Annotated in this window: 25 protein-coding genes and 1 pseudogene; 9 read left to right on the forward strand and 17 right to left on the reverse strand. The window is 42.7% G+C overall.

The window, feature by feature from the left end:
- Positions 1-9: 9 nt before the first annotated feature.
- The 3 genes from potC to potA are packed head-to-tail and all read right to left on the reverse strand — an operon-like array spanning position 10 to position 2736.
- On the reverse strand, positions 10-780 hold the full coding sequence (potC, locus tag AC3CH4_RS08060; RefSeq protein WP_009846722.1) for a spermidine/putrescine ABC transporter permease PotC: 771 nt from the start codon (positions 778-780) through the stop codon (positions 10-12).
- A complete protein-coding gene (gene potB, locus AC3CH4_RS08065; RefSeq protein ID WP_017107109.1) occupies positions 780-1637 on the reverse strand; it encodes a spermidine/putrescine ABC transporter permease PotB in 858 nt (285 codons plus the stop codon). Before potB ends, potC begins: the two co-directional genes overlap by 1 nt.
- Positions 1621-2736 carry a spermidine/putrescine ABC transporter ATP-binding protein PotA gene (potA, locus tag AC3CH4_RS08070; protein ID WP_017077234.1) on the reverse strand — a complete coding sequence of 372 codons (1116 nt, stop codon included), beginning with the start codon at positions 2734-2736 and terminating at the stop codon, positions 1621-1623. Before potA ends, potB begins: the two co-directional genes overlap by 17 nt.
- 329 nt (positions 2737-3065) lie before the next feature.
- Here potA and AC3CH4_RS08075 point away from each other — a divergent pair, with 329 nt between their 5' ends.
- From AC3CH4_RS08075 to ttcA, 4 genes are all read left to right on the forward strand, one after another.
- Positions 3066-3902 (forward strand): DUF2189 domain-containing protein, encoded by an 837-nt coding sequence (locus tag AC3CH4_RS08075; protein ID WP_488542781.1) that lies wholly within the window; start codon positions 3066-3068, stop codon positions 3900-3902.
- Positions 3895-4743 carry a glucosaminidase domain-containing protein gene (locus AC3CH4_RS08080; protein ID WP_488542782.1) on the forward strand — a complete coding sequence of 283 codons (849 nt, stop codon included), beginning with the start codon at positions 3895-3897 and terminating at the stop codon, positions 4741-4743. Before AC3CH4_RS08075 ends, AC3CH4_RS08080 begins: the two co-directional genes overlap by 8 nt.
- Before the next feature lie 123 nt (positions 4744-4866).
- Complete coding sequence (locus tag AC3CH4_RS08085; RefSeq protein ID WP_004733696.1) at positions 4867-5517, forward strand: DUF2987 domain-containing protein; 651 nt, start codon at positions 4867-4869, stop codon at positions 5515-5517.
- Positions 5518-5865: 348 nt separating this feature from the next.
- Positions 5866-6759 (forward strand): tRNA 2-thiocytidine(32) synthetase TtcA, encoded by an 894-nt coding sequence (gene ttcA, locus AC3CH4_RS08090; RefSeq protein WP_004733695.1) that lies wholly within the window; start codon positions 5866-5868, stop codon positions 6757-6759.
- A gap of 100 nt (positions 6760-6859) precedes the next feature.
- Here ttcA and uspE read toward each other — a convergent pair whose 3' ends face one another.
- The 10 genes from uspE to ccoN all read right to left on the reverse strand — a co-directional run bounded on the left by uspE (position 6860) and on the right by ccoN (position 15855).
- Positions 6860-7807: a universal stress protein UspE gene (gene uspE, locus AC3CH4_RS08095; protein WP_004733693.1), complete on the reverse strand. Its 948-nt coding sequence runs from the start codon at positions 7805-7807 to the stop codon at positions 6860-6862.
- Between the two features lie 132 nt (positions 7808-7939).
- Positions 7940-8686: a fumarate/nitrate reduction transcriptional regulator Fnr gene (gene fnr / locus AC3CH4_RS08100; RefSeq protein ID WP_004733691.1), complete on the reverse strand. Its 747-nt coding sequence runs from the start codon at positions 8684-8686 to the stop codon at positions 7940-7942.
- Positions 8687-8772: 86 nt separating this feature from the next.
- Entirely contained in the window at positions 8773-9447 is a 675-nt protein-coding gene (locus tag AC3CH4_RS08105) for a sulfite exporter TauE/SafE family protein (RefSeq protein WP_488542783.1), read from the reverse strand.
- Positions 9437-9673: a cbb3-type cytochrome oxidase assembly protein CcoS gene (gene ccoS, locus AC3CH4_RS08110; protein ID WP_004733686.1), complete on the reverse strand. Its 237-nt coding sequence runs from the start codon at positions 9671-9673 to the stop codon at positions 9437-9439. Before ccoS ends, AC3CH4_RS08105 begins: the two co-directional genes overlap by 11 nt.
- Positions 9673-12045 carry a heavy metal translocating P-type ATPase gene (locus tag AC3CH4_RS08115; RefSeq protein ID WP_488542784.1) on the reverse strand — a complete coding sequence of 791 codons (2373 nt, stop codon included), beginning with the start codon at positions 12043-12045 and terminating at the stop codon, positions 9673-9675. The genes ccoS and AC3CH4_RS08115 overlap by 1 nt, the downstream gene beginning before the upstream one ends.
- 5 nt (positions 12046-12050) lie before the next feature.
- The gene (locus AC3CH4_RS08120; RefSeq protein ID WP_488542785.1) at positions 12051-12530 is read right to left on the reverse strand and encodes a FixH family protein; all 480 of its coding nucleotides are present in this window, start codon (positions 12528-12530) and stop codon (positions 12051-12053) included.
- 108 nt (positions 12531-12638) lie between these two features.
- On the reverse strand, positions 12639-13613 hold the full coding sequence (gene ccoP, locus AC3CH4_RS08125) for a cytochrome-c oxidase, cbb3-type subunit III (RefSeq protein ID WP_004733681.1): 975 nt from the start codon (positions 13611-13613) through the stop codon (positions 12639-12641).
- On the reverse strand, positions 13613-13786 hold the full coding sequence (locus AC3CH4_RS08130; RefSeq protein WP_004733679.1) for a CcoQ/FixQ family Cbb3-type cytochrome c oxidase assembly chaperone: 174 nt from the start codon (positions 13784-13786) through the stop codon (positions 13613-13615). The genes ccoP and AC3CH4_RS08130 overlap by 1 nt, the downstream gene beginning before the upstream one ends.
- 9 nt (positions 13787-13795) lie before the next feature.
- Entirely contained in the window at positions 13796-14416 is a 621-nt protein-coding gene (ccoO, locus tag AC3CH4_RS08135) for a cytochrome-c oxidase, cbb3-type subunit II (protein WP_004733677.1), read from the reverse strand.
- 11 nt (positions 14417-14427) lie between these two features.
- Positions 14428-15855: a cytochrome-c oxidase, cbb3-type subunit I gene (ccoN, locus tag AC3CH4_RS08140; protein WP_032497766.1), complete on the reverse strand. Its 1428-nt coding sequence runs from the start codon at positions 15853-15855 to the stop codon at positions 14428-14430.
- Positions 15856-16113: 258 nt separating this feature from the next.
- Here ccoN and AC3CH4_RS08145 point away from each other — a divergent pair, with 258 nt between their 5' ends.
- The 5 genes and pseudogenes from AC3CH4_RS08145 to AC3CH4_RS08165 all read left to right on the forward strand — a co-directional run bounded on the left by AC3CH4_RS08145 (position 16114) and on the right by AC3CH4_RS08165 (position 21634).
- Complete coding sequence (locus AC3CH4_RS08145; RefSeq protein ID WP_488542786.1) at positions 16114-16479, forward strand: hypothetical protein; 366 nt, start codon at positions 16114-16116, stop codon at positions 16477-16479.
- Positions 16480-16594: 115 nt separating this feature from the next.
- Positions 16595-17779, forward strand: coding sequence for an FIST signal transduction protein (locus tag AC3CH4_RS08150; protein ID WP_488542787.1), 1185 nt, complete (start codon positions 16595-16597; stop codon positions 17777-17779).
- Positions 17779-19503 (forward strand): ATP-binding protein, encoded by a 1725-nt coding sequence (locus AC3CH4_RS08155; RefSeq protein WP_488542788.1) that lies wholly within the window; start codon positions 17779-17781, stop codon positions 19501-19503. Before AC3CH4_RS08150 ends, AC3CH4_RS08155 begins: the two co-directional genes overlap by 1 nt.
- Before the next feature lie 282 nt (positions 19504-19785).
- Positions 19786-20691: pseudogene (locus AC3CH4_RS08160) on the forward strand (ISNCY family transposase); the annotation flags it as partial.
- Between the two features lie 340 nt (positions 20692-21031).
- Positions 21032-21634: a DUF2971 domain-containing protein gene (locus AC3CH4_RS08165; protein ID WP_146454316.1), complete on the forward strand. Its 603-nt coding sequence runs from the start codon at positions 21032-21034 to the stop codon at positions 21632-21634.
- Between the two features lie 93 nt (positions 21635-21727).
- Here AC3CH4_RS08165 and AC3CH4_RS08170 read toward each other — a convergent pair whose 3' ends face one another.
- From AC3CH4_RS08170 to matP, 4 genes are all read right to left on the reverse strand, one after another.
- On the reverse strand, positions 21728-22948 hold the full coding sequence (locus AC3CH4_RS08170; protein ID WP_146454318.1) for a hypothetical protein: 1221 nt from the start codon (positions 22946-22948) through the stop codon (positions 21728-21730).
- Positions 22949-23095: 147 nt separating this feature from the next.
- Positions 23096-23404 carry a hypothetical protein gene (locus tag AC3CH4_RS08175; protein WP_488542789.1) on the reverse strand — a complete coding sequence of 103 codons (309 nt, stop codon included), beginning with the start codon at positions 23402-23404 and terminating at the stop codon, positions 23096-23098.
- A 105-nt stretch (positions 23405-23509) separates the two neighbouring features.
- Positions 23510-23818 (reverse strand): DUF3634 family protein, encoded by a 309-nt coding sequence (locus tag AC3CH4_RS08180; protein ID WP_488526386.1) that lies wholly within the window; start codon positions 23816-23818, stop codon positions 23510-23512.
- A gap of 23 nt (positions 23819-23841) precedes the next feature.
- Entirely contained in the window at positions 23842-24297 is a 456-nt protein-coding gene (gene matP / locus AC3CH4_RS08185) for a macrodomain Ter protein MatP (protein WP_004733655.1), read from the reverse strand.
- Positions 24298-24396 lie beyond the last annotated feature (99 nt).

Genomic DNA, 24396 nt, shown 5'->3' on the forward strand with positions numbered 1-24396 from the left:
GTAGGAGACTTACTTGATTTTCTCTCTCGCTAACAACTGGGAAATAATCACCAGTACTAACGACACCACTAACATCACTGTTGCTAGGGCGTTGACCTCTGGAGATATACCGACTTTAACCATCGAGTAAATCTTCAGTGGTAATATTTCGTAGGTTGGCCCTGTAACAAAAGAGCTGATGATCACATCGTCCAAAGACAGAGTGAAGCTCAATAACCAACCCGCAGCAACCGCTGGCTTAGCAAGAGGCAGGATGATCTGTTTTAGAATCGTCCATTCACTTGCACCTAAGTCTTTTGCGGCTTCTAGCATCTTCACATCAAAGCCATTCAAGCGACTGTAAACCGTGACAACAACGAACGGCAGACAGAAAGTAATGTGCGCTGCAAGTAGGGTAAAGAACCCAAGTTGTACCCCCATTACCAAGAATAGCGCAAGAAGCGAAATCGCCATTACGATATCTGGTGACATCATCACGATGAACAACATGCCATTGACGATGCCTTTACCTTTAAATTGGTAACGGAATAGGGCTACTGCTGTCAGGCTGCCAACAATCGTTGCGGCAGTTGCTGAGAACACCGCGACGTTGATCGAGTGCCACGCAGCCTGCATTAGGCTATCGTTGTTAATCAGCGCGTCATACCACTTGGTGGTAAAGCCACCCCATTTCATACCAAACTTATTGGCATTAAAAGAGTTGGCAATTAATACGATAATAGGTAGGTATAGAAAAGCGTATACCAGCGCCATAAAGCTGAACTTAACTGTGCGACCCATTAGTCTAGCTCCACTTTCTTATTCAATAACTTGCCTGCACGGTAGTAGGCATAAAGCATCACGGCCATAGCGGTAGTCAGTGCAATACTGGTTGCGGCGCCAAACGGCCAATCACGGGCATTAAGCACTTGGCTCTTAATGACGTTACCGATCAACAGGTTCTTAGCACCGCCCAACAAGTCTGAAATGTAGAACATTCCAAGCGCAGGGAGCAATACAAGTAAACAACCACCGATAATACCTGGCATCGTTAGGGGTAGAACAACCTTCAATAGCGTTTGAAGTTTGTTTGCACCTAAGTCTTTAGCCGCTTCTAAATAAGTATCGTCTAGCTTTTCGATAGCTGAGTACAACGGCAAAATCATGAACGGGAGTAGGATATACACTAAACCGATCATTACTGCCGTTTCTGAATACATGATACGAAGTGGCTTATCAATAATGTCTAACGCCAACAAACCTTTGTTCAACACACCTTGAGTACCCAGAACCACTTTTAATCCGTAAGTACGAATTAAAGAATTTGTCCAGAATGGCACAATCACTAAAAACAACATGATTGGACGCCATTTCGCAGGCATTTTTGCCACGATGTAGGCAAATGGGTAACCAATAATTAAACAAAGTAGGGTTGCGACTATCGCCATATAGAAAGAGTGCATCAGCACTTTAAAATACAGCGGATCAGCCAAACGCAGGTAGTTGTCGAGAGTGAAGGTCATCTCGATCAAGTTCGCTTCGTCACGAGTTAGAAAGCTAGTGCCGATGATCATGATGTTTGGAATCATCACGAACAGCACTAACCAACCTGTGATTAAAGCAACAATCGCGTTTTGTAAATTAAACTTCTTGCTCATCTTCTAACACCACTTCCCAGCTCTCAACCCAAGTTACTGCAACTTTTTGGCCCAGTGAGTGATCAACATCAGGGTCATCTTCGTTGAAGAATTCGCTAACCATGACACGCATACCTGATTCAAGTTCTACGACTGAATCTAATGTCATGCCTTTGTAGGTTCGCTCGACAATGTGGCCGACAATACCGCTTTGGTCCGACTCTTTAATTTCTTCGATACGAAGATCTTCAGGGCGAAGTAGTACTTGCAGTTTTTGGCCCGGTGCTACGTCTTTATCATGATAGATAATTGACTCTTCACCTTCGATTGTCGCAACAATGCGCTTTTCATCTTGACGAGATTTCGCTGTCGCTTCGAATACGTTAATTTCACCAATGAAACGAGCAACAAATAAGTTCTTAGGCTCTTCGTAGATTTCTCTTGGTGTTCCGTCTTGTTCAATCACGCCATCACGCATAACAATAATACGATCAGACATGGACAATGCTTCTTCTTGGTCATGCGTTACAAAAATGAACGTGATACCAAGTTGACGTTGCAGTTGTTTAAGCTCAATTTGCATCTGTTTACGTAGTTTGTAATCTAGAGCAGACAGAGACTCATCCAACAAAAGAACTTTAGGCTTATTAACGACAGCACGAGCGATTGCGATACGTTGCTGTTGGCCACCGGATAGCTGGTGTGGCTTTCGTTGTGCCATTTGTTCTAGGCGCACCATTTTTAAAGCATCCATGACACGAGGTTCAATCTCGGTGTTTGGCACTTTTTGCATGCGTAAACCAAATGCCACATTGTCGAAAACGGTCATATGTGGGAATAGGGCATAGCTTTGGAATACAGTGTTAACATGCCTTTGTTCAGCAGGAACTTGGGTTACATTCTGTTGAGCTAATAGTATTTCACCACTATCTGCCGTTTCAAACCCTGCAATCATCCTTAGTACCGTGGTTTTACCGCAACCGGACGGACCTAATATCGTGAGAAACTCACCATGATTTACGTTTAGATCAAGATTGCCGATGACTTCCTTACCATCGAAACTTTTACTAATGCCAGTTAACTGTACGACTGGCTTTCCTACTGATTTTTTAGCGTTCAACGTCTGTTTTTCTCCACCTTGGTTCTATTTGAGACCTGTTGCTATACACCTTTAAGGCGCGCATCATAATCACCAAAAACGTGAATTCAAAGCATTTTTTACCATTCATAGATAAAAAAATTCGCAGGTAAAAGTAAACATCCTTTACCATACTGTTATTTATTGGGTTCACACCCTAACAAGTGTCTAATTATTAACCATTAAGACGCAAAAGCAAGCCTTGTTACAGATTCATATTTTAGTTTGCAGCCGACATATGGGTATAATGAAGGCAATTTTTTATCAATAAGTTAGGTGGCTTCGTTTAGTTGGCGCACCTAGGTATCAATATGAACAACGACATCGAAAAAGATTTTAATTTGGGCGGTAGTATCGACCGTGCACTTTCCGGCGATTATGAGCTCAAAGCAACGGCTGTATTCCAAGAAGCTTGGAAACATACGATAAGTCACTTTCTTTCGTTTTCCCCTGCGATTGTTGCGCTGATGTTCGTGCAATTGGCTATCTTTTATATCGCACTAAAACTGCAGCTTGGTGACCCCGCGATTATCTTAGATGCGGTTATCGATCCAGAGGCATTTACACCACAGGTCGTTGAATCCATTTTTATTGCTAACTTCAGCTACGAAGTAATCAGCGCGCCTATCTATGCTGGCATCTGTTTAATGGCAATGAGCCACGCCGCAGGCTTACAAACCAAAGTGCGTCATATCGGAAAAGGTTTACAGTTCACGGTTCCAGTCATTCTCGTTACTTTGTTCAGCCTCATGCTTCAAGGCATTGCAGGTATGCTTTTGCCATTTTTGTCTATCTACTTCTCACTAGCATTCAGCAATTCAATTCTGCTGATTTGTGATAAGAAAGTACCACCAATGCAATCGCTGCTGCTTTCTCTAAGAGCGGTAAATAAGAAAATCTTCGTCGTCGCATCTATCTACTTAATGGTTATGCTGATGTTCATTGTGGCGGCAATGATGTACGGCATTGGCTTGATATTCGTTCTTCCGTTTTTCTTTCATGTGAAAGGCATCATCTACCGCGAAATGTTTGGTATCAAACTGAAGGTTATTGCGTCAGATCGACATAATAGTGATGACGACAACAGCAACGGCAACAACAGTAACGATGGTAACAAAAACAAAAACCCTCAGGTGTTCGATGCGTGATAATGTCAAAGGCAGCACAAGTAAATCACTTGCGCTAAAGGTAACTGCACTAGCGATTGTGGGGTCTATCTCACTGGTTGGTCCATACATTTACCAAGAAGAAGAGCGCCGACGTTCGGCAGACCAAAGTTCAAATACATCAAGTGAGTTTGGTGATTTGACCGTGGCTTCAGATCGACCAAATTTTGCTGCTATCGAAGATGTGAACGTGAAAAAAGACACATTCTTTTCATTCCTTCGCCCAAGCATCAATATTGAAAACAAACGTATCACCAAAGAGCGCGCGTTTTTAACTAAGCTATCTGAATCTGGTTTGAGCAATATTGACTCTGAAGACGCGTCTTATGCGAAAAGGCTAGGGAAGTTGTACAGCTTACCAGTACCTAGTGAAGGTTTAGATCAGGCATGGCTGACAGAGATGCTGAGCCGTGTCAACGTACTGCCAGAGGCGCTGGTACTGACACAGGCTGCTAATGAATCGGCTTGGGGGACATCGCGTTTCGCCACCAAAGCCAACAACTATTTCGGACACTGGTGTTACACCAAAGGTTGTGGACTTGTTCCGCTACAACGTAACGAAGGTAGCTCGCATGAAGTAGCAACATTCTCTTCAAGCCAAGAATCGGTGCATCGTTACTTCATGAACCTTAACCGCAACCGTGCTTACTCTGTTTTAAGAGCCATTCGCGCAAAACTTGCTGCACAAGGTGACGACCTTTTAACAACCGAAACAGCGACAGAGCTCACTAACGGCTTGTTAAAATATTCTGAGCGAGGTTCAGACTATGTGACTGATTTACAAGCTATGATCCGTCACAACAAGGTATACTGGAAAAAGTAACTCATTTTGATACCAACTTGGTTGCCTTCGAAAGTCGGCTTACACCAATTAACATCACAAAAAGAGCAGCTCATTGGCTGCTCTTTCTATTTATAAACGCTCAACTTCGACAAGATTATAATAATGAAAAAGACAGTACTCGCTCTATTAGCCACTTTAAGCCTTGGCGTTTCTCTTCCTGCTTCGGCGCAAGAATACATGTTCACGTATTCTAAACTCTATACTCAGCTGAAAAACAACACCAAAGAAGGGCACGATGATGTTAAAGTTGCGGTCTTCTTTGTTGACCAACAAGCACAGAAAACCTGTCACATCAGCAAAGCTTGGATGGAGAAAGAAGAGCATTACGAAGAGTTAAAAGTGTCTCCTGCGAATGAGCTGCTTCTACCGGTAGATAAAAACCTACGCTCAGCAAACCCTCTTATCTTTGTACAAACCCAAGAACAAGAATGTGCGTATTCGCTCGTCGTAATGACTCAGAAGCCTTTGGCTGGAACGGTTGAGGTTGCACAGTTAGAAAACCTTTTACCACAGATGCAAGCGATGCTAGAAGACGTCAGCGGCATGTTCTCTAGTTGGTTCACTCCTGATATTCAAGGTTTGACGCTAGAATTTGATAGTAAACTTGAAGGCAATATTGCTCTGTCTAATGGTAAGCAAATCCCAATCAGAGAAGGGCGTGCGAAATTCACGCTGGACGAACTGAATGGAAGTGACAGCATCACGTTACCAGAAACTACAGTTCGCGTTTTGCCTTACATACCAGCGCAATAATAGCGACCAGCCAGAAGCTGTTTGCTCAGCTTAAGATCTTGACGAAACAGCCTGTTCTTCTTTGAACAGGCTGTTTAGGTTTAAAGTCTTAAACCTAAACCTAAACCTTTAAATCTTGCCAAATCACATATCTCGACGGCCTTTCATCTTTGATTCTTACCTCTTATTGCGACATATTTTTCTCACCGCTAGAGGACAGATCGTATGATAAGGCGGAATCTTTCTCCTGCTTGGCTTGTTTATCCTGTCGTTGCTGTTCCAACCTGAAATAAAAATCCGTATAATCCACGCCCTAAAACAGTCCCACTAGCAATCTACAGTCGGTAATACGACGGTGTGAGAGTCGCAATGAACCAAAACGAAAATAAAAAAGATACACTTGAATTCAACAAACTTCAGAAACTTCTAAGAAGAAATGTTGGGAATGCCATCGTTGACTACAACATGATCGAAGAGAATGACGTAGTAATGGCGTGCATTAGTGGCGGTAAAGATTCATTTGCGATGCTAGACATTTTGCTACGTTTGCGTGAAGCAGCACCCATCAAATTTGATGTTGTTGCCGTAAACCTAGACCAAAAACAACCGGGGTTCCCTGAGCATATTCTTCCTGAGTACTTTGAAACTCTGAACATTCCTTACTACATCGTAGATAAAGATACGTACTCAGTGGTAAAAGAAAAAGTGCCAGAAGGTAAGACGACTTGTGGTCTTTGTTCACGTCTGCGTCGCGGTACTTTATACTCGTTTGCAGAGAAGATTGGCGCAACGAAGATTGCTCTAGGTCACCACCTAGACGACATTGTTGAGACTATGTTCCTGAACATGTTCCACGGTGCTCGCCTTAAGGCTATGCCACCTAAGCTTCGCTCTGACGATGGTCGTAACGTTGTAATCCGTCCTCTGACTTACTGTCGCGAAACGGACCTAATCAAATACGCAGAGCATAAAGAGTTTCCGATCATTCCGTGTAACCTGTGTGGTTCTCAAGAAAATCTGCAACGTCAAAACATCAAAGCGATGCTAATTGATTGGGATAAACAGACTCCAGGCCGTGTTGAGAAGGTCTTCAAGTCAATTCAGAACGTGAGCCCAAGCCAATTGGCTGACCGTGAGTTGTTTGATTTCATTAACCTTCCACTGGATCGTAGCGAAGATCGCAAAGCATACGAATTCGAAGAAGCTGAAATCTCGTCTTCAAACATTGATGAGTCAATGTTCATCGACGTAACTAACGTATAACGCGATATAAACGATTCTGTTGTTGGAATCGCGTAAGCTTTAAATAAACAAAAACGCCTCAAGCATTGCTTGAGGCGTTTTTTTATAATTAAAAAATCAACTATTTAGACAGGTTCGGATCGAGCGGGCTAACGTAACCTGACGGTTTAAGAGCCAGTACATCGCAGTTAATCTTATCGATGACATGTTCCGCAGTATTGCCGATAAACACGGCAGACAAGCCAGTACGACCAGTTGTACCAAGGATAACCATAGCCGCATTGTGTTCAGACGCTACACGAGGAATAACATCTTCAGGCAAGCCTTGCTCAACCACGGTTTGCTCTTCACACATACCGTGTTTCTGGCGTAGTGCTTTCATCGCGGTTAAGTGATGGCCACGAACCGCATCAGTATAAGAGGTTGGGTCAAACTCTGGCAATTCGATTGTGATATTCGCAGGTGTCACCGGGTAGGCGTTCACCAAGAACGGTTCAGCATCCAAACGACCAGTGATCTCAAGTAATCTGTCGACCATCGTATCATTGAGCTCTAAGTGAGCTTCTGTTTCAGAGCCAACATGGACGGAAGCGTAGATCTTCGCGTGTTCTGGCCAGAAATCATTTTTAACCAACAGCACTGGGCTAGGGCACTTTCTTAATAGGTGCCAGTCGGTTGGAGTAAAGATGACCGATTCTAAGGTATCGTGCTTACGCGTGCCTTTGATCAAAATGTCATGCTCGCCACTGTAAACCTCAGCAATGATCGCTTCATACGGGCGATTATGCCAAACCACTTGTACGTTAAATTCAATAGAATCATCAAGGTAAGGAGCAGCAACCTTATTCATCCAAATTTCACGCTGATGAATTACGCCTTTGCGCATTGCGTCTCTCTCATCGACAGAGAGCATAGATGTCATTTCATACGAGAAATCGTAGATCGACAAAAAGAAAGTGATGTGGCTTGTTGAGGTGCTTTTCTTGGCAAGTTGGATAGCACGAACTAGAGCAGGTTGCTCATCGTGATTAATGTCTGCGACAACTAAAATTTTGTTATAGATACTCATAACTAAGCCTACTTTTCAGACCGAACATATAAATAATGTAGCGTAGTTATGGAGAGAATAAGAGAAATATAAGAGGTTTTAAGAGAGAAACATGATGTAGCTCATTATTGAACTACATCATTGATATCTAGACTATTCTTTTGAAACGCCAGCAAGTTCCATCAACGCATCGTGATCTTCGATAGTGATGTATTTGCCTTTAACGCTCAAGATGTCCGCTTTTTGGAAACGACCTAACAGACGGCTGATTGTTTCAACAGTCAAACCAAGGTAGTTACCAATATCGCCACGAGTCATCGTTAAGCGGAACTCACGAGGGCTGAAGCCACGCTGAGAGAAGCGAGTTGAAAGGTTGTAAAGGAATGCCGCAAGGCGCTCTTCCGCGTTCTTTTTAGAAAGAAGCAGAATCATTTCCTGGTCACCTTTAATCTCATTACTCATCAAACGCATAATCTGCTGACGCAATTTAGGCATTTTCCCTGATAAGTCATCGAGAATCTCATATGGAATTTCACATACCATAGAAGTTTCCAAAGCTTGAGCGAAACTAGGGTGTTCGTCACCCGTGATCGCGTCAAAGCCAACAAGATCGCCCGCTAAGTGGAATGCAGTAATCTGCTCATCACCTTGCTCGGTAATCGTATAGCTTTTAATCGTTCCAGAGCGAATAGCATAAAGAGACTTAAGTTCGTCTCCCGCTTTAAATAGCTCTTGGCCTTTTTGAATAGGTTTCTTTCTTTCAATGATCTGATCAAGTTGATCTAGCTCAGATTCATTCAAAGTAAATGGGATACAGAGTTGGCTAATACTACAATCTTGGCAGTGGATCGCACAGCCACCAGACTGAACTCGTTTCGTCACAGGCTTTTCAGAAATCATAACAATCTTTCACTATTTGATATACGTCAATATTTTAGCATTCCTTAATCCTAAAGGGTAGTAAAAAAACCGGATTAAAGATACCACTATACGGTATAAATAATGAGCTGTAGCGCCATATAACCGGTATAGAAGCCGTAAATGAGGATTAAAACTGCGCCAAACTGGCGAAATAAGTCAGCTTGTTGCAGTTTTTTGAGGAAATTGGTACCCATTCCAACCGTGAGCATCGCTGGAAGAGTACCTAAACCGAAAGCAAGCATGATACCCGCTCCGTTATACCAACTTCCTGATACGGCCGCCCACGTTAGCATTGAGTAAACAAGACCACATGGAAGCCAACCCCAGATAAAACCAAAAGGTAAAGCATGACTAGGGTGCTTCAATGGTAGAAATGATTTGCCTAAAGGAGAGATATAACGCCATAGCTTCTGTCCAACTTTTTCAAAGAACAACAAGCCAAACCACCATTTACCAATATACAAACCTAAGACGATCATAAAACCAGCAGCAAACAAACGCAGCCAGCCCAGCAGAGCATTAAAATCGCTCAGCTGACCTATCGAAGAGATTGCACCACCAATAACACCGCCAATCACAGCATAGCTTAACAAGCGCCCTAAGTTATAAAGCAGGGGAATGACAGGGGAAGGTTTACTGTTGCCAATCGAAAGAAGCGACGCAATACCACCACACATTCCCATGCAATGGCCTGCGCCGATCAATCCAACAACAAAAGCGCCAATCCAATCAGGCGTCATCGTTCTTTTTGTCTAAGTTAGTTTGGCTTTCTACGTTAGCTTTCTCATTCTTGACAGGTTTACTATCAGAATGATGATGAACATTAGTATCTTCATCAAACAGAATGTTATGGCCTTGGCGTTCAAGGTCTTCAAACTGCTCGCTCTTCACTGCCCATAGAAAGATTCCAACCGCAATACATACAAGTACGATCGCAATTGGAATGAGTATGTATAAACTTTCCATTATTTACCTTGCTCTTTTAAAAGCCTTAACGAGTTAGATACTACAATAATAGAGCTAGCAGACATGCCAACAACGGCAATGTATGGAGCAACCAAACCTGCGACAGCCAATGGAAGAATAAGTAAGTTATATCCTAGTGACCAAGCTAGGTTTTCACGGATTATCCTACGCGTTTTTAGCGCCAAAGTACGGGACTTAAGTAATCTATCGAGCTTATCACCCAATAGCACCATATCCGCAGAGGCTTTCGCCACATCAGTACCGCCGCCCATAGCAACAGACAGGTGAGCACCGGCCAGAATAGGGGCGTCATTGATACCGTCACCAACCATCATGGTGATGTCACTTGCGTCTCTAGAGTTTAAATAAGCCAGCTTGTCTTCCGGCTTCGCGTTAGCAACAATGTCAGTAATACCAATCTCTGCTGCAACAGGCTTCGCATTAATCAAAGAGTCGCCAGTCAGCAGCGTGGTTTTGATTCCCGCTTCTTTGAATTGCTTAATGAACTCGATACTTTCTTTACGAATCGGATCTTCATAAGTGAATGTTGCAATATGACGACCAGACATCGACAAGTAAATACCATTACTTTCAGATGGCTGATCTTCACCTAGAATGAACTCGCTGCTACCAATCGCCACTTCTTGCCCATTCAACTCGCCAGTAATGCCCGAGCCAATCACGTTGTTTACCGACTCTACTTCGATACCATCAGAAATATAAGTTTTGAACGCTTTAGCGATAGGGTGGTTAGCGTGTTGCTCTAGGCTTGCTGCAACTTGCAAACAAGTGTCTTTATCAAGGTCAGCAAACGTCTCAACGTTACTGATACGAATATCACCTTCAGTCAGAGTGCCCGTTTTATCGATGATCAAGTGGTTTACCTTGCACAAGGTTTCAAATACGTGACCTTTGCGCAGCAAAATACCAAAGTTACCCATACGAGATGTTGAACACGTAATCGCCGTCGGCGTCGCAAGAGACAGAGCGCAAGGGCAGGTCGCTACTAATACTGAAAGCATGATCCAGAAAGCGTCTTCTGGTCGTGTTTGATGCCAGTAGAACCAAGTCCCGAATGAAATGATTAAGATAACCGCGACAAAGTATCGAGCCACCACATCGGCGATTTCAGCAATTCGGGGTTTAGACAATTGAGCTTCATCTTGAAGACGAACGATATTAGAAATAACCGAATCCGCTTTAGAGGTCATCACTTCCAATTCAAACGATTCGTCACCATTCAATGTGCCAGCAAAGACCGTATCACCTTCATTCTTAACCACATGGATAGATTCGCCAGTCAGCATGGATTCATCGATATGAATTCTGCCAGACAATACTTTGCCATCTGCGGGAATATGTTCACCCGGTAGAACGCGAATCTGGTCGCCAACTTTTAAGGTTTTTACCGGTACTTGCTCACCGTCTAGCGTTGTCGCCATCGCAGGAACGAGCTTAAGCAGGTTACCGCTAGCTGCTGCAGCTTTACGACGCGCGCGCATCTCAAGGAAACGACCAAGCAACAAGAAGAAGGTGAACATCGAGATAGATTCAAAGAACACTTCACCTTGCTCTGTCACTGTTGCCACTAAACTCGCAACGTAAGCAAATAGCAGAGCGATCGAAACGGGTACATCCATACCCAATGTTCGGCCTTTAATACTGCGCCACGCATTAATATAGAAAGGCAACGCAGAGTATAGGAGAACAGGTGTTGCGAAGATCAAACTTACCCAACGGAAGTAACTTTTGAATTCAGGTTCAAGGCTGCCAAATACTTCGAGGTAGAGCGCTACAGCTAACATCATGACTTGCATGGTCGCTAAGCCAGCAATACCGAGACGATAGAGATAATTCTTCATCGAACGATGATAGGCGGCTTCTTGTTGATCAGCCTCGAATGGCGCTGCTTTGTAGCCTAGGGTATGGATTGCAGACAACAGCTCGCTCAGTTTAGCCTGAGTGTTGTCCCAGCTGAGCAGGGCACGGTTAGTCGTGGTATTAACACGAATACTAACAACCCCTAACTTTGAAGAGACTTGCTTTTCAATAAGCCATGCACAAGCAGCACAAGAGACACCTTCGAGTGACAATGTCACTTCAGATGTATTTTCAGAGTTACGGACGAACTCCAATTGAACATCTTCGTTGTCGTAATGACTGAGTGCCAGAAGTTGCTCTGGAACTAGATCCGCTTTTTCAGCCGGAGCGGTACGATATTGGTAATAAGAGACCAAACCGCTATCAACGATTGTCTGGGCTACGGTTTCGCAACCTGGACAACACATCGGTCGAACCGATCCTAAGATTTCTACTTTAAAATCCGTTTCCGCTGGTACATCTTCACCGCAGTGATAACAGGATTCACACATAAGCTTTAGTTCGTTAGTTGAGTAGGATTATCAATTGGGAAGTTCATGCGACCTTGCACTAACCATTCAGAATCATGCGGAGAAAGCTCGATAAACCATGGACCTTGCATTTCATGGTCCAGAGTCAACGTGTAGTTGCCGCTCGCATCAGCGGTCAGTAGCTGAGTAAAATCACGGTCAGGGAGCGTTCGGTGCACGAACATTGCGCTAATAGCAGGGAAGTGGTCTAGCTTGCCTTTGTCTAGGGTAATGATAACTGAGTTACCTTTCTCGCTAACTGAAGCTGATAGGCCAAGCTTTTTAGCAACGTTTACTTTTGAAATGTCGACATTAATACCTTTACCTTTTTTATAGTAATCTTCAGTGACAACGTTAACTGAATGGTTGGTAAGTATCGCGACTCGAACCAATGTTAGCATAGAAACGCCAACGGTTAGGAAGATCAAAAACCACGGCCAAAACTGCTTATACCAAGGTTGTACCATATTATTATTCTCAATATATCCAATGAAATAAAACTAATTTTTACAAACACTTAAGGTTATAACTGTAAAAGAAAGACAGCCCCTTAAGAAGGGGCTGTTATTATTATGTTACTCTTTATCTGAGTTGCTGAGGCTCCAGACGTAGGCAGCGACGAGCTGTACCTTATCCTCACCGAGGATGTCCTTCCAAGCCGGCATTACACCAGAACGACCGTTCATGACTGTTTCAGTTACATCAGCACGAGAATCGCCAAACAACCAATCGCGGTCTGTTAGGTCAGGTGCACCAACAGCAGGGTTACCCTTACCATCTGTACCATGACACGCAGCACACACTACGAAACGTGCTTTACCAGCTTCTGCTTCACGTACGTTCACGCTACGACCAGAAAGGCTAAGAGTGTAGCTAACCACTTCTTTAACGCCTTCTTCGCCAAGTGCGTCTTTCCACGCTGGCATTTGACCGACACGACCATGCATGATGGTAGTAACGATCGCTTGTGGTTCACCGCCATATAGCCATGCATCGTCAGTCAAGTTAGGGAAGCCCTTTTGACCACGAGCATCAGAACCATGACACTGAGAACAGTTTTGCAGGAACAAGCGTTGACCAACTTTGATTGCGTCAGCATCTGATGCAATGTCAGGAACAGAACGAAGACCGTTCTCATCATGAGCTAGCTTCTTAAATGCTTCGCCAAAGTAAGTGTTCGCGTCATCAAGCTCTTTTGCATACTCATCTAACTGTTTGTTAGCTTGAGCTGCAGCGATTGCAGAGCGAGACTCTTCTACGCTACGAACTGTTTGGTTTGAACTCGTCCAACCTAGTAGACCTTTAAAGTTGCCAAGGCCTGGGTATAGAGCAAGATAAACAGCTGCAAACACAATTGTGCTAACGAAAAGGTATGTCCACCATTTAGGTAGTGGGTTATTAAGCTCACGAATACCATCGTATTCATGGCCCATGTCATGACCTTCTTCTACACCTGTTTTATCGTTGGAACACCAACGAAGTAAGGCTGCACAGCCAATCAGCGTACCGATTGTGATGACTGTTACCCAAATACTCCAGAATGTACTCATTACTTCGTCACTCCTTGATTTTTATCTTTCGCAGGTGCTTCATCAGCGAACACTAGGTTTGCATCTTCGTCGAAGCGCGACTTACGATTTTTACCGAAAGCCCACCAAACGATGCCGATGAAACAAGCAAAAACAGTAACAGTCCAAACACTTTGAAATGTAATAATGTCCATAATTATTCCTTATTTCATTGCGTGGCCAAGCGATTGAAGGTAAGCGATGATTGCATCCATCTCTGTTTTTCCTTCAACATCTTGTTTAGCGTTAGCAATTTGTTCGTCTGTGTAAGGAACACCAAATTGATTACGGAAGATTTCAAGCTTCTGCTTAGTCAATTTGCCATCAAGTACATTCTCAGCAAGCCATGGGAAACCAGGCATGTTTGATTCAGGAACAAGTTCGCGAGGGTCGAGAAGGTGAACACGGTGCCACTCATCAGAGTAACGATCACCAACACGCGCTAGATCTGGGCCAGTACGCTTAGAACCCCATAGGAATGGATGTTCCCAAACACTTTCGCCAGCTACAGAGTAGTGACCGTAACGTTCAGTTTCAGAGCGGAAAGGACGAATCATTTGGCTGTGACATACGTTACAACCTTCACGAATGTAAATATCACGACCTTCCATTTCCAGAGCAGAGTAAACGCGTAGGTTTTCTACAGGTTCAGTCGTTTGCTTTTGGAAAATAAGTGGGGTGATTTCTACTAAAGCACCAAAGCTGATTGCGATAACAATTAAGATCGCGAGTAGACCAACATTTTTCTCGACCAACTCATGGCGATTATTTGAATTTGAGCTCATTCTAAATCTCCTTAAGCCGGTTGAGGGATAGCTTTAAGGCTATCTTTAGGTGCAGAAACAGTTTTGTACGTGTTGTATGCCAGTAAGAACATACCAGATAGGAAGATAAGACCACCTAAGAAACGTACAAAGTAGAACGGGTAAGAAGCTTCTACAGACTCTACGAAGCTGTAAGTCAATGTACCGTCAGAGTTAACTGCACGCCACATCAGACCTTGCATCACACCAGAGATCCACATTGCAACAATGTAGAAAACCGTACCAATCGTTGCTAACCAGAAGTGAACATTGATTAGGGATACAGAGTACATACGCTCTTGACCAAATAGTTTAGGAACTAAGTGGTAAACCGAACCGATAGAAACCATAGCAACCCAACCTAACGCACCAGAGTGAACGTGACCGATAGTCCAGTCCGTGTAGTGAGATAGCGCGTTAACCGTTTTAATTGCCATCATAGGGCCTTCGAAAGTCGACATGCCGTAGAATGATAGAGAAACGATAAGGAAACGTAGGATTGGGTCGTAACGTAGCTTATGCCACGCACCAGATAGAGTCATAATACCGTTAATCATGCCACCCCAAGATGGAGCAAACAGAACCAAAGACATAACCATACCTAGAGACTGAGTCCAGTCTGGAAGTGCAGTGTAGTGTAGGTGGTGAGGACCAGCCCAGATATACAGTGACACAAGAGCCCAGAAGTGAACAATCGACAAACGGTAAGAGTAAACAGGGCGACCAGCTTGTTTAGGAACGAAGTAATACATCATACCTAGGAAACCAGCTGTCAATAGGAAGCCTACCGCATTGTGTCCGTACCACCATTGCACCATTGCATCAATTGCACCTGCATAAATCGAGTAAGATTTAAACGCAGATACAGGAACAGCTAAGCTGTTAACTATGTGCAACACGGCAACCGTGATGATGAAGGCTCCGAAGAACCAGTTTGCTACATAAATGTGCGATGTCCTACGTTTAATCATGGTTCCAAAGAACACGACTGCGTAAGCTACCCACACAAGAGTAATAGCAATATCGATTGGCCATTCAAGTTCTGCATATTCTTTACCAGAGGTTAAACCTAACGGTAAAGTAATTGCAGCGGACAGGATAATCGCTTGCCAACCCCAAAAGGTAAAGGCTACGAGAGGGCCACCAAAGAGACGCGTCTGACAGGTACGTTGCACAACATAATATGATGTTGCAAACAGCGCACTTGTACCGAACGCAAAAATAACCGCATTAGTATGCAGGGGACGTAAACGACTGTACGTCAACCACGGCGTATCAAAGTTTAGCTGTGGCCAAACTAATTGAGCGGCAATCAAAACACCAACGCCCATACCGACAATACCCCACAAAATTGTAACGAGGGTAAATTGACGGACGACCGTATAGTTGTAGTTTTGTTCAAGCTGCTTTTCTTGGCTCATTTGCATGCTTCCAATTTCTTATTTACTACACTTTACTTCCAACACGACTCACGTCGTAATGCCACCCAAATTAGAAAAGGAAATTCAGCCTATTCAGGGCTTTATTTCCACTTGCTGATTTTGAAAAAAAGTGGCATTTTCAACGCGACACTATACTTGAATTAACAAATCAATGACAGAGTAGTAACCTTACGCTTGGTCTGGAATTGGATTTTTATTTAAAAACTTTGAACTTTGTAACAAGGAGTAAAGATTATAATGGCGGCACAAAAGCTAACAAAGGGCAGGCTCGTACAAATTATCGGCATGTTGGTTATTTTAATAGCGGCATTTACTTGGAGAACAGTAACATACGACAATAACAAAACAGTAAGCTGTATAATTTCAAAACCGTGTGAATTTGGTATTGATAATCATAATGTTTTAATTTCGGGCGATAGATCAGGGTATTCAATCGAAACATCTAAAACTGGCAAATTTATCATTAGCTACAATGAGAGTGGAATTCTAGAAGAAAAAGGGCCATCGAATTGGCTGTTACAAACTAATGATAAGACCTCCTCAATAACAGTTACATTTCCACAACAGATAAGCACGTTTTCCGTAAACCTTTCTAAAGAGTAATAGAGGGAAAACTGAGTCACGCCTCGGTTCTTTTGATAGAAATATGTACCAAATCAGTGAAACACCATGCATTAAAGTGTTATAAAGAGGACATTAATAAAGTTTCCCGGAATCTATGAAATTTCTATCAAAAGTCTCTTATTCCCTAGACGATAAAATCGCAGTAGATGAGTTGCTAAATGGGGTAGAAAACCCTGACGATATTGCCTGTCTTATATGCTACTGCACAGAAGAGTACTCAACACTCGCTGTGCAGAGATATTTCGTAGATGCTCTCCCTAACACCCCAATACATGGCTGCACCACTTGTCACGGCATTATGACCGAAACTGGGTTCCACTCCGGCCCAGTGATAGGCGTACTCATTATCTATGACTCTGGGATCAACGCCTATGGTACGGGTATCGAGCACTTTAGCGACTCCATAAACCAAAGCACCTTCAGCGCCATCGATAAAGCACTTAAGAACGCCAACCGAGAAGGTGAAATCCCTGATCTTATCTTACTGCATTCCACTCCTGGCAATGAAGAGAAGGTAATGGCGGCTATCGATAAGAAGTTTGGTACTGAGGTACCTGTTATTGGTGGCAGCGCGGCGGACAATCAGGTTTGTGGAAACTGGAGCATCTTTACCGAAGAGTCACTCTCTATCAATGGCGTATCTTTAACTGTGGTATTTGCGTCTCAGTCCATCTATTCGTCTTTTAGTGCAGGCCATACGCCCACTCGCTATTCTGGGACCGTGACCAAAGTAAGAAACCGAATATTGTTGGAGATTGACCATAGACCAGCCGTCACCGTTTATAACGAGTGGACCAATTTCCATCTAGGTGGCAGTGATGATGGTTATATATTCGAAAAGTCGTCCGTGTATCCGCTAGGAAGAAAAGTTGGCTCTTCATACGACTACCCATATTTCAAATTGTCCCACTCAATCAGAGAAACAGAGTGCAATGGAATCGAGTTATTCACAGACATCAGTGAAGGCGACACCATTTATTTGATGCAAGGATCTAAACAGCAATTGATAAGCCGTGCCGCCAATATTATTCACTCTTCTTACTACAACGATATGGATTTAGAAGAGAAACTAGGTGCGATCAATATCTTCTGCGCAGGTCCAATGTTGAACCTTAAGCAAGATATGGACGAAGTATGCGATCAAATAAATCAAGCACTTAACGGACTCCCATACATATGCCCATTCACCTTTGGCGAGCAAGGAAGATTATCTGGCGGTGAGAGCGCGCACGGAAATTTAATGGTATCGTCTGCAACGTTTTATAGGTTGAAAAAGTAATGGGTTCTGAAGGTCAAGAAGCGCTACAAGAAGCTCGTATTGAACTACAAAAACTAAAAGCCCGTGAGCGAAAACTGGCTGAAGAGAACAGGGTGATTTTATCAACCATCTCTGCGATCAGTAAGGCAAGTAACATATCTGAGATATTTTATAGCCTTGAATTTGTGCTCAAAAAATACATTAAATTTGATGACTTTATCGTAATATCTAGGGTAGGGAACGAAGGCAATTTCAAAACCCTTCTAACCAATAACAAAGTCTTCGAACAAATGAATTGGAGTGATTGTGGCAAGCTATCTCGAGTGATCAATGGAGAATGCGCCATCCTTTTTGAACCCAAGTCTCTGGGTGAATTCAATTCCTTACATCCCATTATCCTCGATCAAATCAACTCTGTTCTAATTACTGGTATCGATAGCGGACTAACACAATCCGTAATCATCTTTATCCACTCCAATACCAAGCACTTTAGTGTTGAAACAAAAGCAACCCTAAACCGCTTTAGACCACTAATTGAGCGTGCTGTTTTCGATATTGAAAACAAAGAAAAGCTTGAAGCAACCGTTCGAGAGCGTACAGCAGAGCTTGTTACAGCAAGAAAAGACGCAGAAAGAGCCAACAAGGCCAAGTCTGAATTCCTCGCAATGATGAGTCATGAATTAAGAACACCGCTAAATGCCATCATTGGCTTGATAGACGCCCTAAAATCCACATCACTGAACGAAGAGCAACAGTCTATACTGCTTAATATGAGCGCATCATCAGAGCTTTTATTGGCAATTATCAGTGACGTATTGGATTTTTCTAAGATTGAATCTGGATGTTTCTCACTAGCACCTCAATGGAGCAACGTAAGAGACACTGTAACGTTTGTATTGTCTGAACAAAAGAAGACAGCAGACTATAAAGGGTTGGCGCTAACGGTAGCTAGCGATATCCCTGAAGGTGAACTTCATTACATCGACCCAAGTCGCTTAGCACAAATCCTATTTAATTTGATCGGTAACGCGATAAAATTCACTGAACGCGGGCATGTTCATGTTTCTATCAAATACCTGCAGAGCTCATTCTATATAACAGTAGAAGACACCGGGATTGGCATTAGCTCACAACAACTTTCGTCGCTATTCAGCCCATTCGTGCAAGCTGATAGTACAATCACACGCAGATTTGGTGGCACCGGTTTAGGCCTTGCGATAACCAAGCGACTGGTAGAACTGATGCGAGGACGCATATCTGTAGAGAGTGAACCCGGAAAAGGTTCTAAATTCGAAGTGCAGTTACCAGTGCTTACCAGAGTCACGAACAATCTAGCTCACAGTGAAGAGGACAAATCTTCAAGAGAACTCAGAAGTCGCTATTCAGTTTTAGTTGTCGAAGACAATCCTACAAATCAAATGGTGATTAAATTGATTCTAACGCGACAAGGCCACGAAGTTTTTATCGCAAGTAACGGTGAAGAAGCAATTGGATTTGTTGAAAGAGGAAACGACTCGATAGATATTATCTTGATGGATGTGTCGATGCCCGTAATGGATGGCCTAACGACAACTAAATACATGAGAGACGCGAACATCAAAACGCCAATCGTCGCGCTAACAGCACACACATCACTAGAAGATAAATATTCCTGCTTAGATGTAGGCATGAATGATTTCGTCACCAAACCAGTAAGAACCAAAGAGATCACAGAGGCTATCGATCGATTAATGCTTGAAATCTAATAAACGTATTCTTAATCGAAGATTAGGATATATGTTTATTAGGTATTTTATGGTAAATAGCCTTACTGTTAAATAGAGAGCCAATTTGGTAGATAAACAAGAGGCAGGGCATCACACAAAGATACCTGCCTTATAAACACCAAATACAATTTAACATAATATACATAATACGCACTTAGATTGTTAGAGCAATTTAGTAATGTCCGGTTTGAGCCATTTTAAAATGTCCTCCTAAGCTTACCTATATTGGTCTGCTTAGGAGTTATCCGGATGCTTATTACTATGAGTGAAAAAGATATTCATCGATTCAAGGTGCTTACTGACGTACGTGAAAAACGACTACGCCAAGTTGACGCTGCTATCATTTTGAATCTGTCTGCGCGTCATATCCGACGTTTGGTAAACAAACTGGTCTCTCTTGGCGCTCAAAGTCTTACACACGCAGCGCGTGGACGCCCAAGTAATCGACGCTACTCAGAACATTTCAGAATTGAAATACTGAAACTTATCCGTGAGCATTACTCTGACTTCTCACCAACGTTCGCTCTGGAAAAACTGACTGAACGACACAATCTATCCGTCTCTAAAGAAACACTCCGTCAATGGATGATCGCCGGCGGACTGTGGCTTCCACATTCACAACGCAAACCTCGAGTCTATCAGCCTCGTTACCGTCGTGATTGCTTGGGCGAACTTATCCAAATTGACGGCTCCCATCATGACTGGTTTGAAGGCCGCAGCGACAAATGTTGCCTATTGGTGTTCATTGATGATGCGACTGGCCGTTTGATGAACCTAAGATTCAGCGAGACAGAATCCGCATTTGACTACATGTTGACCACGCGTGAATACCTCAATGAGCACGGTAAACCCATCGCATTTTACAGTGACAAGCACTCAATTTTTCGAGTGAATCAGGAGAAACACAAACAAGTTGGCCAAACTCAATACGGGCGCGTGCTGAAAGAACTGGCCATAGAACTCATCTGTGCCAACAGCTCCCAAGCCAAAGGCCGCGTTGAGAGAGCCAACCTCACGCTGCAAGACCGGCTGGTTAAAGAGATGCGCTTACAAGGTATCGACACCATCGAACAAGCCAACGCCTGGCTTCCCTACTTCACCGCCGATTTTAACCATCGCTTTGCTAAGCCCGCTCAATACCCGAAAGACATGCATCGTCAGGTTCGATAATCCAAGCAAGAACTCGACGATATTAAACCCTCAAGAGTCAACTAGAACACTTCCTTTATTAGATTAACCTTACGATTCTCAAATACTAAGCCTAAGCTATTTAGTCTAAGCAAAAAAGTTACGTTGTATCTTATTTGCAACTAACCTACTTTAGTTCGCTATTGCTCTACTGCAAAACAAACCACTTAAACCGGTCACTATTTCGTGTTTAAATTTTGATCTATCAAACAGTTGTGCCAATAAATTTGGTGATTGAGCAATCAAATGCTATGCATTCGGGTATGAGTTATGAATTAAAGTGTTAACATCAAGCAATGTTGTAAACTAGGTGTTTGATATGTTGCCTAAACTTTATAAGTTCAGATCGCTCCACGACAGAAACATACAATCTATTGCCGAATGTTCGTTGTGGTTTGATTACGCTAAGACATTTAATAACCCATTTGAGTCTAACCATCTGCTCGATAAAGAACTTCAAAACGACTTCAAGGTTATGTGTTTTTCTCAGTCGAGTGACCACCCAATACTATGGTCTCAGTATGGCGACAACTTTAAAGGCATGTGCATCGAGTATGATCTCAATTGTTATAATGGTGAGGCCAAGCTCGATTGCTTTGAAGTCCAGTATGAAGACGACCTAAGTATGTTCCGCTTAGAATCGTTGGGGGAATTCCAACCATCTGAATTGGAAGCAAAAATATTCAAGATAAAGCATTCTAACTGGCGTTACGAAAAGGAATATCGCTGGGTGTTGCCTGATGAGGAGATGCTCGGCAATAAGCTGTACCTTAATAGAGAATGCCTAAGCTCTGTGATCCTCTCTGAACACGCTCCTGCCGACAGGAAGCTGAAAGTTCTGATGACTTGCCAACGTCTTGGTATTCCTGTTAAACACGCAACAGCCAAACAAGAGTCGTTTACATTCGAAGTCGTCAGCTAATATAACCAACTGATTTTTATTGGAAATAATAGTAACCACCCAAGATTACGGTGTAACAAAGGAGCCAGGTTTAATGTGGCTCCCTTTTCTTATTTACATGTTCGTTGTCAGTTTTCCAGGCACTCTATCCTGCATTTGTTCAATTGTCGTTATAGACATTTGAACTGTGGAAAACCAATAAGGGCGATGCTTAAAGTTAAACAATTCGCTGTTATCTAACGCTTCAAAAATAGAAAATTTTCTTCCCTGAGCGAGAGCTGCACCATAAACTGTTCGCTCAAGCACGGGGATATCATTCACTTCCTCTAGAAGCGCCTCCTTTATAAATTGGTTACCCGGGCTCCAATCTATAAACTCAACAAAATTTTTGAGTAGCTTAAGATCCAATTGATCTATCATGGTCTCGAGAAACTGTGTGTTTGGGAGGATTTCAGTACAAGCATAATACTCATCATGCTTGTCACTTGCTTCACGATAGCCAAGCATCGTTTTTACCAATGCATCTTCAAATATTGAAGAAAAATGGTTACAAATCAAAAACAAAGGCAGAACCCTCAAAACACCCAGTAGAATACCGACGTTAGGATCCTTTATCGACGTGTCTTGAAGTCGAATCCGAGTCGCATTAGAAGTTACGACTAAATGTTGCCAAACCTTAGGAGTAATGTGCTTGATGTTGCCATCACTCCATTTAATTAGTTTCTGGCTCATTAGTAATGGAAACAATAAACGACAGTTGTCTATACCTATCTGCTGTGCTGCAACCTTAGGGTCGAGAATCATTTTAGACTTTCTACCGTATTTCTCAGAAAACTCCGGATTGGAAACAAACTCTATTAAATTTGAACTCAACAATCTGCTCGTATCTAAAATCTGATGGATCTTAGAAAAGTTTAAGGATGGCGTATACACAACACTAGCAAACTGGTTGTAGTCTGGTAGCTCTGAAAACAATGTGCTTATTAAGGTTCCTTGAAGCTTCTCAAGCATAAGCGCAGTGGCAGCATTACTGACATCTTCAATCACGTAGCGCAATGTTTGTTGCTTCGCGACAACTTTCTCACGATGAGCGTTAACTCTATCTTGTTCACAACGCAATAGAATACGTTGATTGTGAGATATGCGGTCAGATTCATCAAATATAACGCTATCACAGTATCTATTTTCCAAACTCAGCAATGTATCTACCGTAGATTGCTCGAGTTTATATTCCGGTGAGATCAGCCACCGATTAAAGCGAGCCTCAACATTGATTGAGACTTTTCTAGATATCTCAATCACTTCAGGGGGGTAATTTTTATGTGCTAACAACAACCGTGACTTTCCTTTGCCCTAAATGCTCTTTTGCCGGCATATCCTGCCTTTATAATAAAACTAATATTAATAGAAATTAGAGATTGGTTCACGTGATTGTTTCAATAAAATTAAGGTTATTTAGTTATAGTGCATGAAATCGGATTATTATGTGATATGGAGGCGGATGTACTTTTCAGGAAAGCTGTATTTGAACTTTTTCTTCCTCGGTAAGTGCTTTTTAACTTGTTTGCATGCTTTGCTATCGCCAGATGCCCTAACCTTTTTAATTCTGGCATAACCTTTAGAGTGTTTCATTTCTATCATCAGGTCGCAATAACCATCAAAATCAATATTACTCTTGTTGAGCCCTTTCAGCACTGTGGCTTTAATTTTTTTGGCTACGGGGTTAACCAATGCATCGTCGGCAAAAACGAATGGGGATAAAAAACACGACAAGAATATTAGATATCTCATACTGCTCTCTCTTTATTGGGGGTGGGAACAGTATGCTTACAGTTAAGGGGGATGAAGAATTAACTAAGTATGACGTTTTACCAGATAACGCGTAATTCTCGACAGTTACGCTTTCTTTGAACCTGTGGATTTAAATCCATTATGCGGAAATACGTTACGAATACGTTGTTGAACGCTTTTAGGCACATCTTTAGTGAACTTGAGATTGTAACCAGAGCGTTTAGCATACACTTTCAGTTCGCCCTTGAAGGAATTATTGTGGCCAATTTCTTGAAGGTTGTGCTTAAAGCTCGGTGGAAGATGACCTTTAACTTGTTCGATCGCCCCGTCACTAAACTTGATTTTCAATACCGGCCGATCAACTGCGACTAACCAAAAAACCAACGCTGCACCAATTAAGATTACATACATCATAATGTCACCACTACTGTTGACGGTTATTTATCGTCAGAAAGGAGCTTACTCAAATCTTCTTTAAGACTAGTAACCGTCTTGCTGGCCTGCTCACTTCGAGACGCTTCGCTAACCAAATACTCTATCGCATCAGATAACGTACAACCGAGTTCGTTTGCTCGTTGAGATAACTTCTCCCAGACTCGATAATCAAGATCGATAGACTTCTTTTTAGTATGAACTTGCTCAGCGTTGAAATGGCGCTTACGTTTGGCTCTGATCGCTTGCTTGAGCTTGTTATCAAGCTCAGGCGACATGTTATTTGAGATCCACTCAAGAACCCCTGTAGGTTGGTGTTCTAGCTCCAACAAAGCTTTCACGGCAACATCAGCTTCACTTGAATCAATATGGCAAGTGATCGAATCACCTTCTTTCCATTTTTTTACCAAGTAGTTCCATTTCCAACCACATTCTAAATTTTCAAGCTGCTGATATTTCATGTCTAATCTCGAGAGTTAACCTAGTGACAGCGTAACCCATAATAGGTCACTTAACAATTATTGTCTTGAAAGAATAGACCAAGATCATACTTATATTAG

The organism is Vibrio sp. QJM3NY_26, assembly GCF_057786005.1.

Bases quoted from the DNA above. Each gene is read 5' to 3' on its own strand.
- potC (WP_009846722.1), bottom strand. From the start codon at position 780: ATGGGTCGCACAGTTAAGTTCAGCTTTATGGCGCTGGTATACGCTTTT.
- potB (WP_017107109.1), bottom strand. From the start codon at position 1,637: ATGAGCAAGAAGTTTAATTTACAAAACGCGATTGTTGCTTTAATCACA.
- AC3CH4_RS08075 (WP_488542781.1), top strand. From the start codon at position 3,066: ATGAACAACGACATCGAAAAAGATTTTAATTTGGGCGGTAGTATCGAC.
- AC3CH4_RS08080 (WP_488542782.1), top strand. From the start codon at position 3,895: ATGCGTGATAATGTCAAAGGCAGCACAAGTAAATCACTTGCGCTAAAG.
- AC3CH4_RS08085 (WP_004733696.1), top strand. From the start codon at position 4,867: ATGAAAAAGACAGTACTCGCTCTATTAGCCACTTTAAGCCTTGGCGTT.
- ttcA (WP_004733695.1), top strand. From the start codon at position 5,866: ATGAACCAAAACGAAAATAAAAAAGATACACTTGAATTCAACAAACTT.
- uspE (WP_004733693.1), bottom strand. From the start codon at position 7,807: ATGAGTATCTATAACAAAATTTTAGTTGTCGCAGACATTAATCACGAT.
- fnr (WP_004733691.1), bottom strand. From the start codon at position 8,686: ATGATTTCTGAAAAGCCTGTGACGAAACGAGTTCAGTCTGGTGGCTGT.
- AC3CH4_RS08105 (WP_488542783.1), bottom strand. From the start codon at position 9,447: ATGACGCCTGATTGGATTGGCGCTTTTGTTGTTGGATTGATCGGCGCA.
- ccoS (WP_004733686.1), bottom strand. From the start codon at position 9,673: ATGGAAAGTTTATACATACTCATTCCAATTGCGATCGTACTTGTATGT.
- AC3CH4_RS08115 (WP_488542784.1), bottom strand. From the start codon at position 12,045: ATGTGTGAATCCTGTTATCACTGCGGTGAAGATGTACCAGCGGAAACG.
- AC3CH4_RS08120 (WP_488542785.1), bottom strand. From the start codon at position 12,530: ATGGTACAACCTTGGTATAAGCAGTTTTGGCCGTGGTTTTTGATCTTC.
- ccoP (WP_004733681.1), bottom strand. From the start codon at position 13,613: ATGAGTACATTCTGGAGTATTTGGGTAACAGTCATCACAATCGGTACG.
- AC3CH4_RS08130 (WP_004733679.1), bottom strand. From the start codon at position 13,786: ATGGACATTATTACATTTCAAAGTGTTTGGACTGTTACTGTTTTTGCT.
- ccoO (WP_004733677.1), bottom strand. From the start codon at position 14,416: ATGAGCTCAAATTCAAATAATCGCCATGAGTTGGTCGAGAAAAATGTT.
- ccoN (WP_032497766.1), bottom strand. From the start codon at position 15,855: ATGAGCCAAGAAAAGCAGCTTGAACAAAACTACAACTATACGGTCGTC.
- AC3CH4_RS08145 (WP_488542786.1), top strand. From the start codon at position 16,114: ATGGCGGCACAAAAGCTAACAAAGGGCAGGCTCGTACAAATTATCGGC.
- AC3CH4_RS08150 (WP_488542787.1), top strand. From the start codon at position 16,595: ATGAAATTTCTATCAAAAGTCTCTTATTCCCTAGACGATAAAATCGCA.
- AC3CH4_RS08155 (WP_488542788.1), top strand. From the start codon at position 17,779: ATGGGTTCTGAAGGTCAAGAAGCGCTACAAGAAGCTCGTATTGAACTA.
- AC3CH4_RS08165 (WP_146454316.1), top strand. From the start codon at position 21,032: ATGTTGCCTAAACTTTATAAGTTCAGATCGCTCCACGACAGAAACATA.
- AC3CH4_RS08175 (WP_488542789.1), bottom strand. From the start codon at position 23,404: ATGAGATATCTAATATTCTTGTCGTGTTTTTTATCCCCATTCGTTTTT.
- AC3CH4_RS08180 (WP_488526386.1), bottom strand. From the start codon at position 23,818: ATGATGTATGTAATCTTAATTGGTGCAGCGTTGGTTTTTTGGTTAGTC.
- matP (WP_004733655.1), bottom strand. From the start codon at position 24,297: ATGAAATATCAGCAGCTTGAAAATTTAGAATGTGGTTGGAAATGGAAC.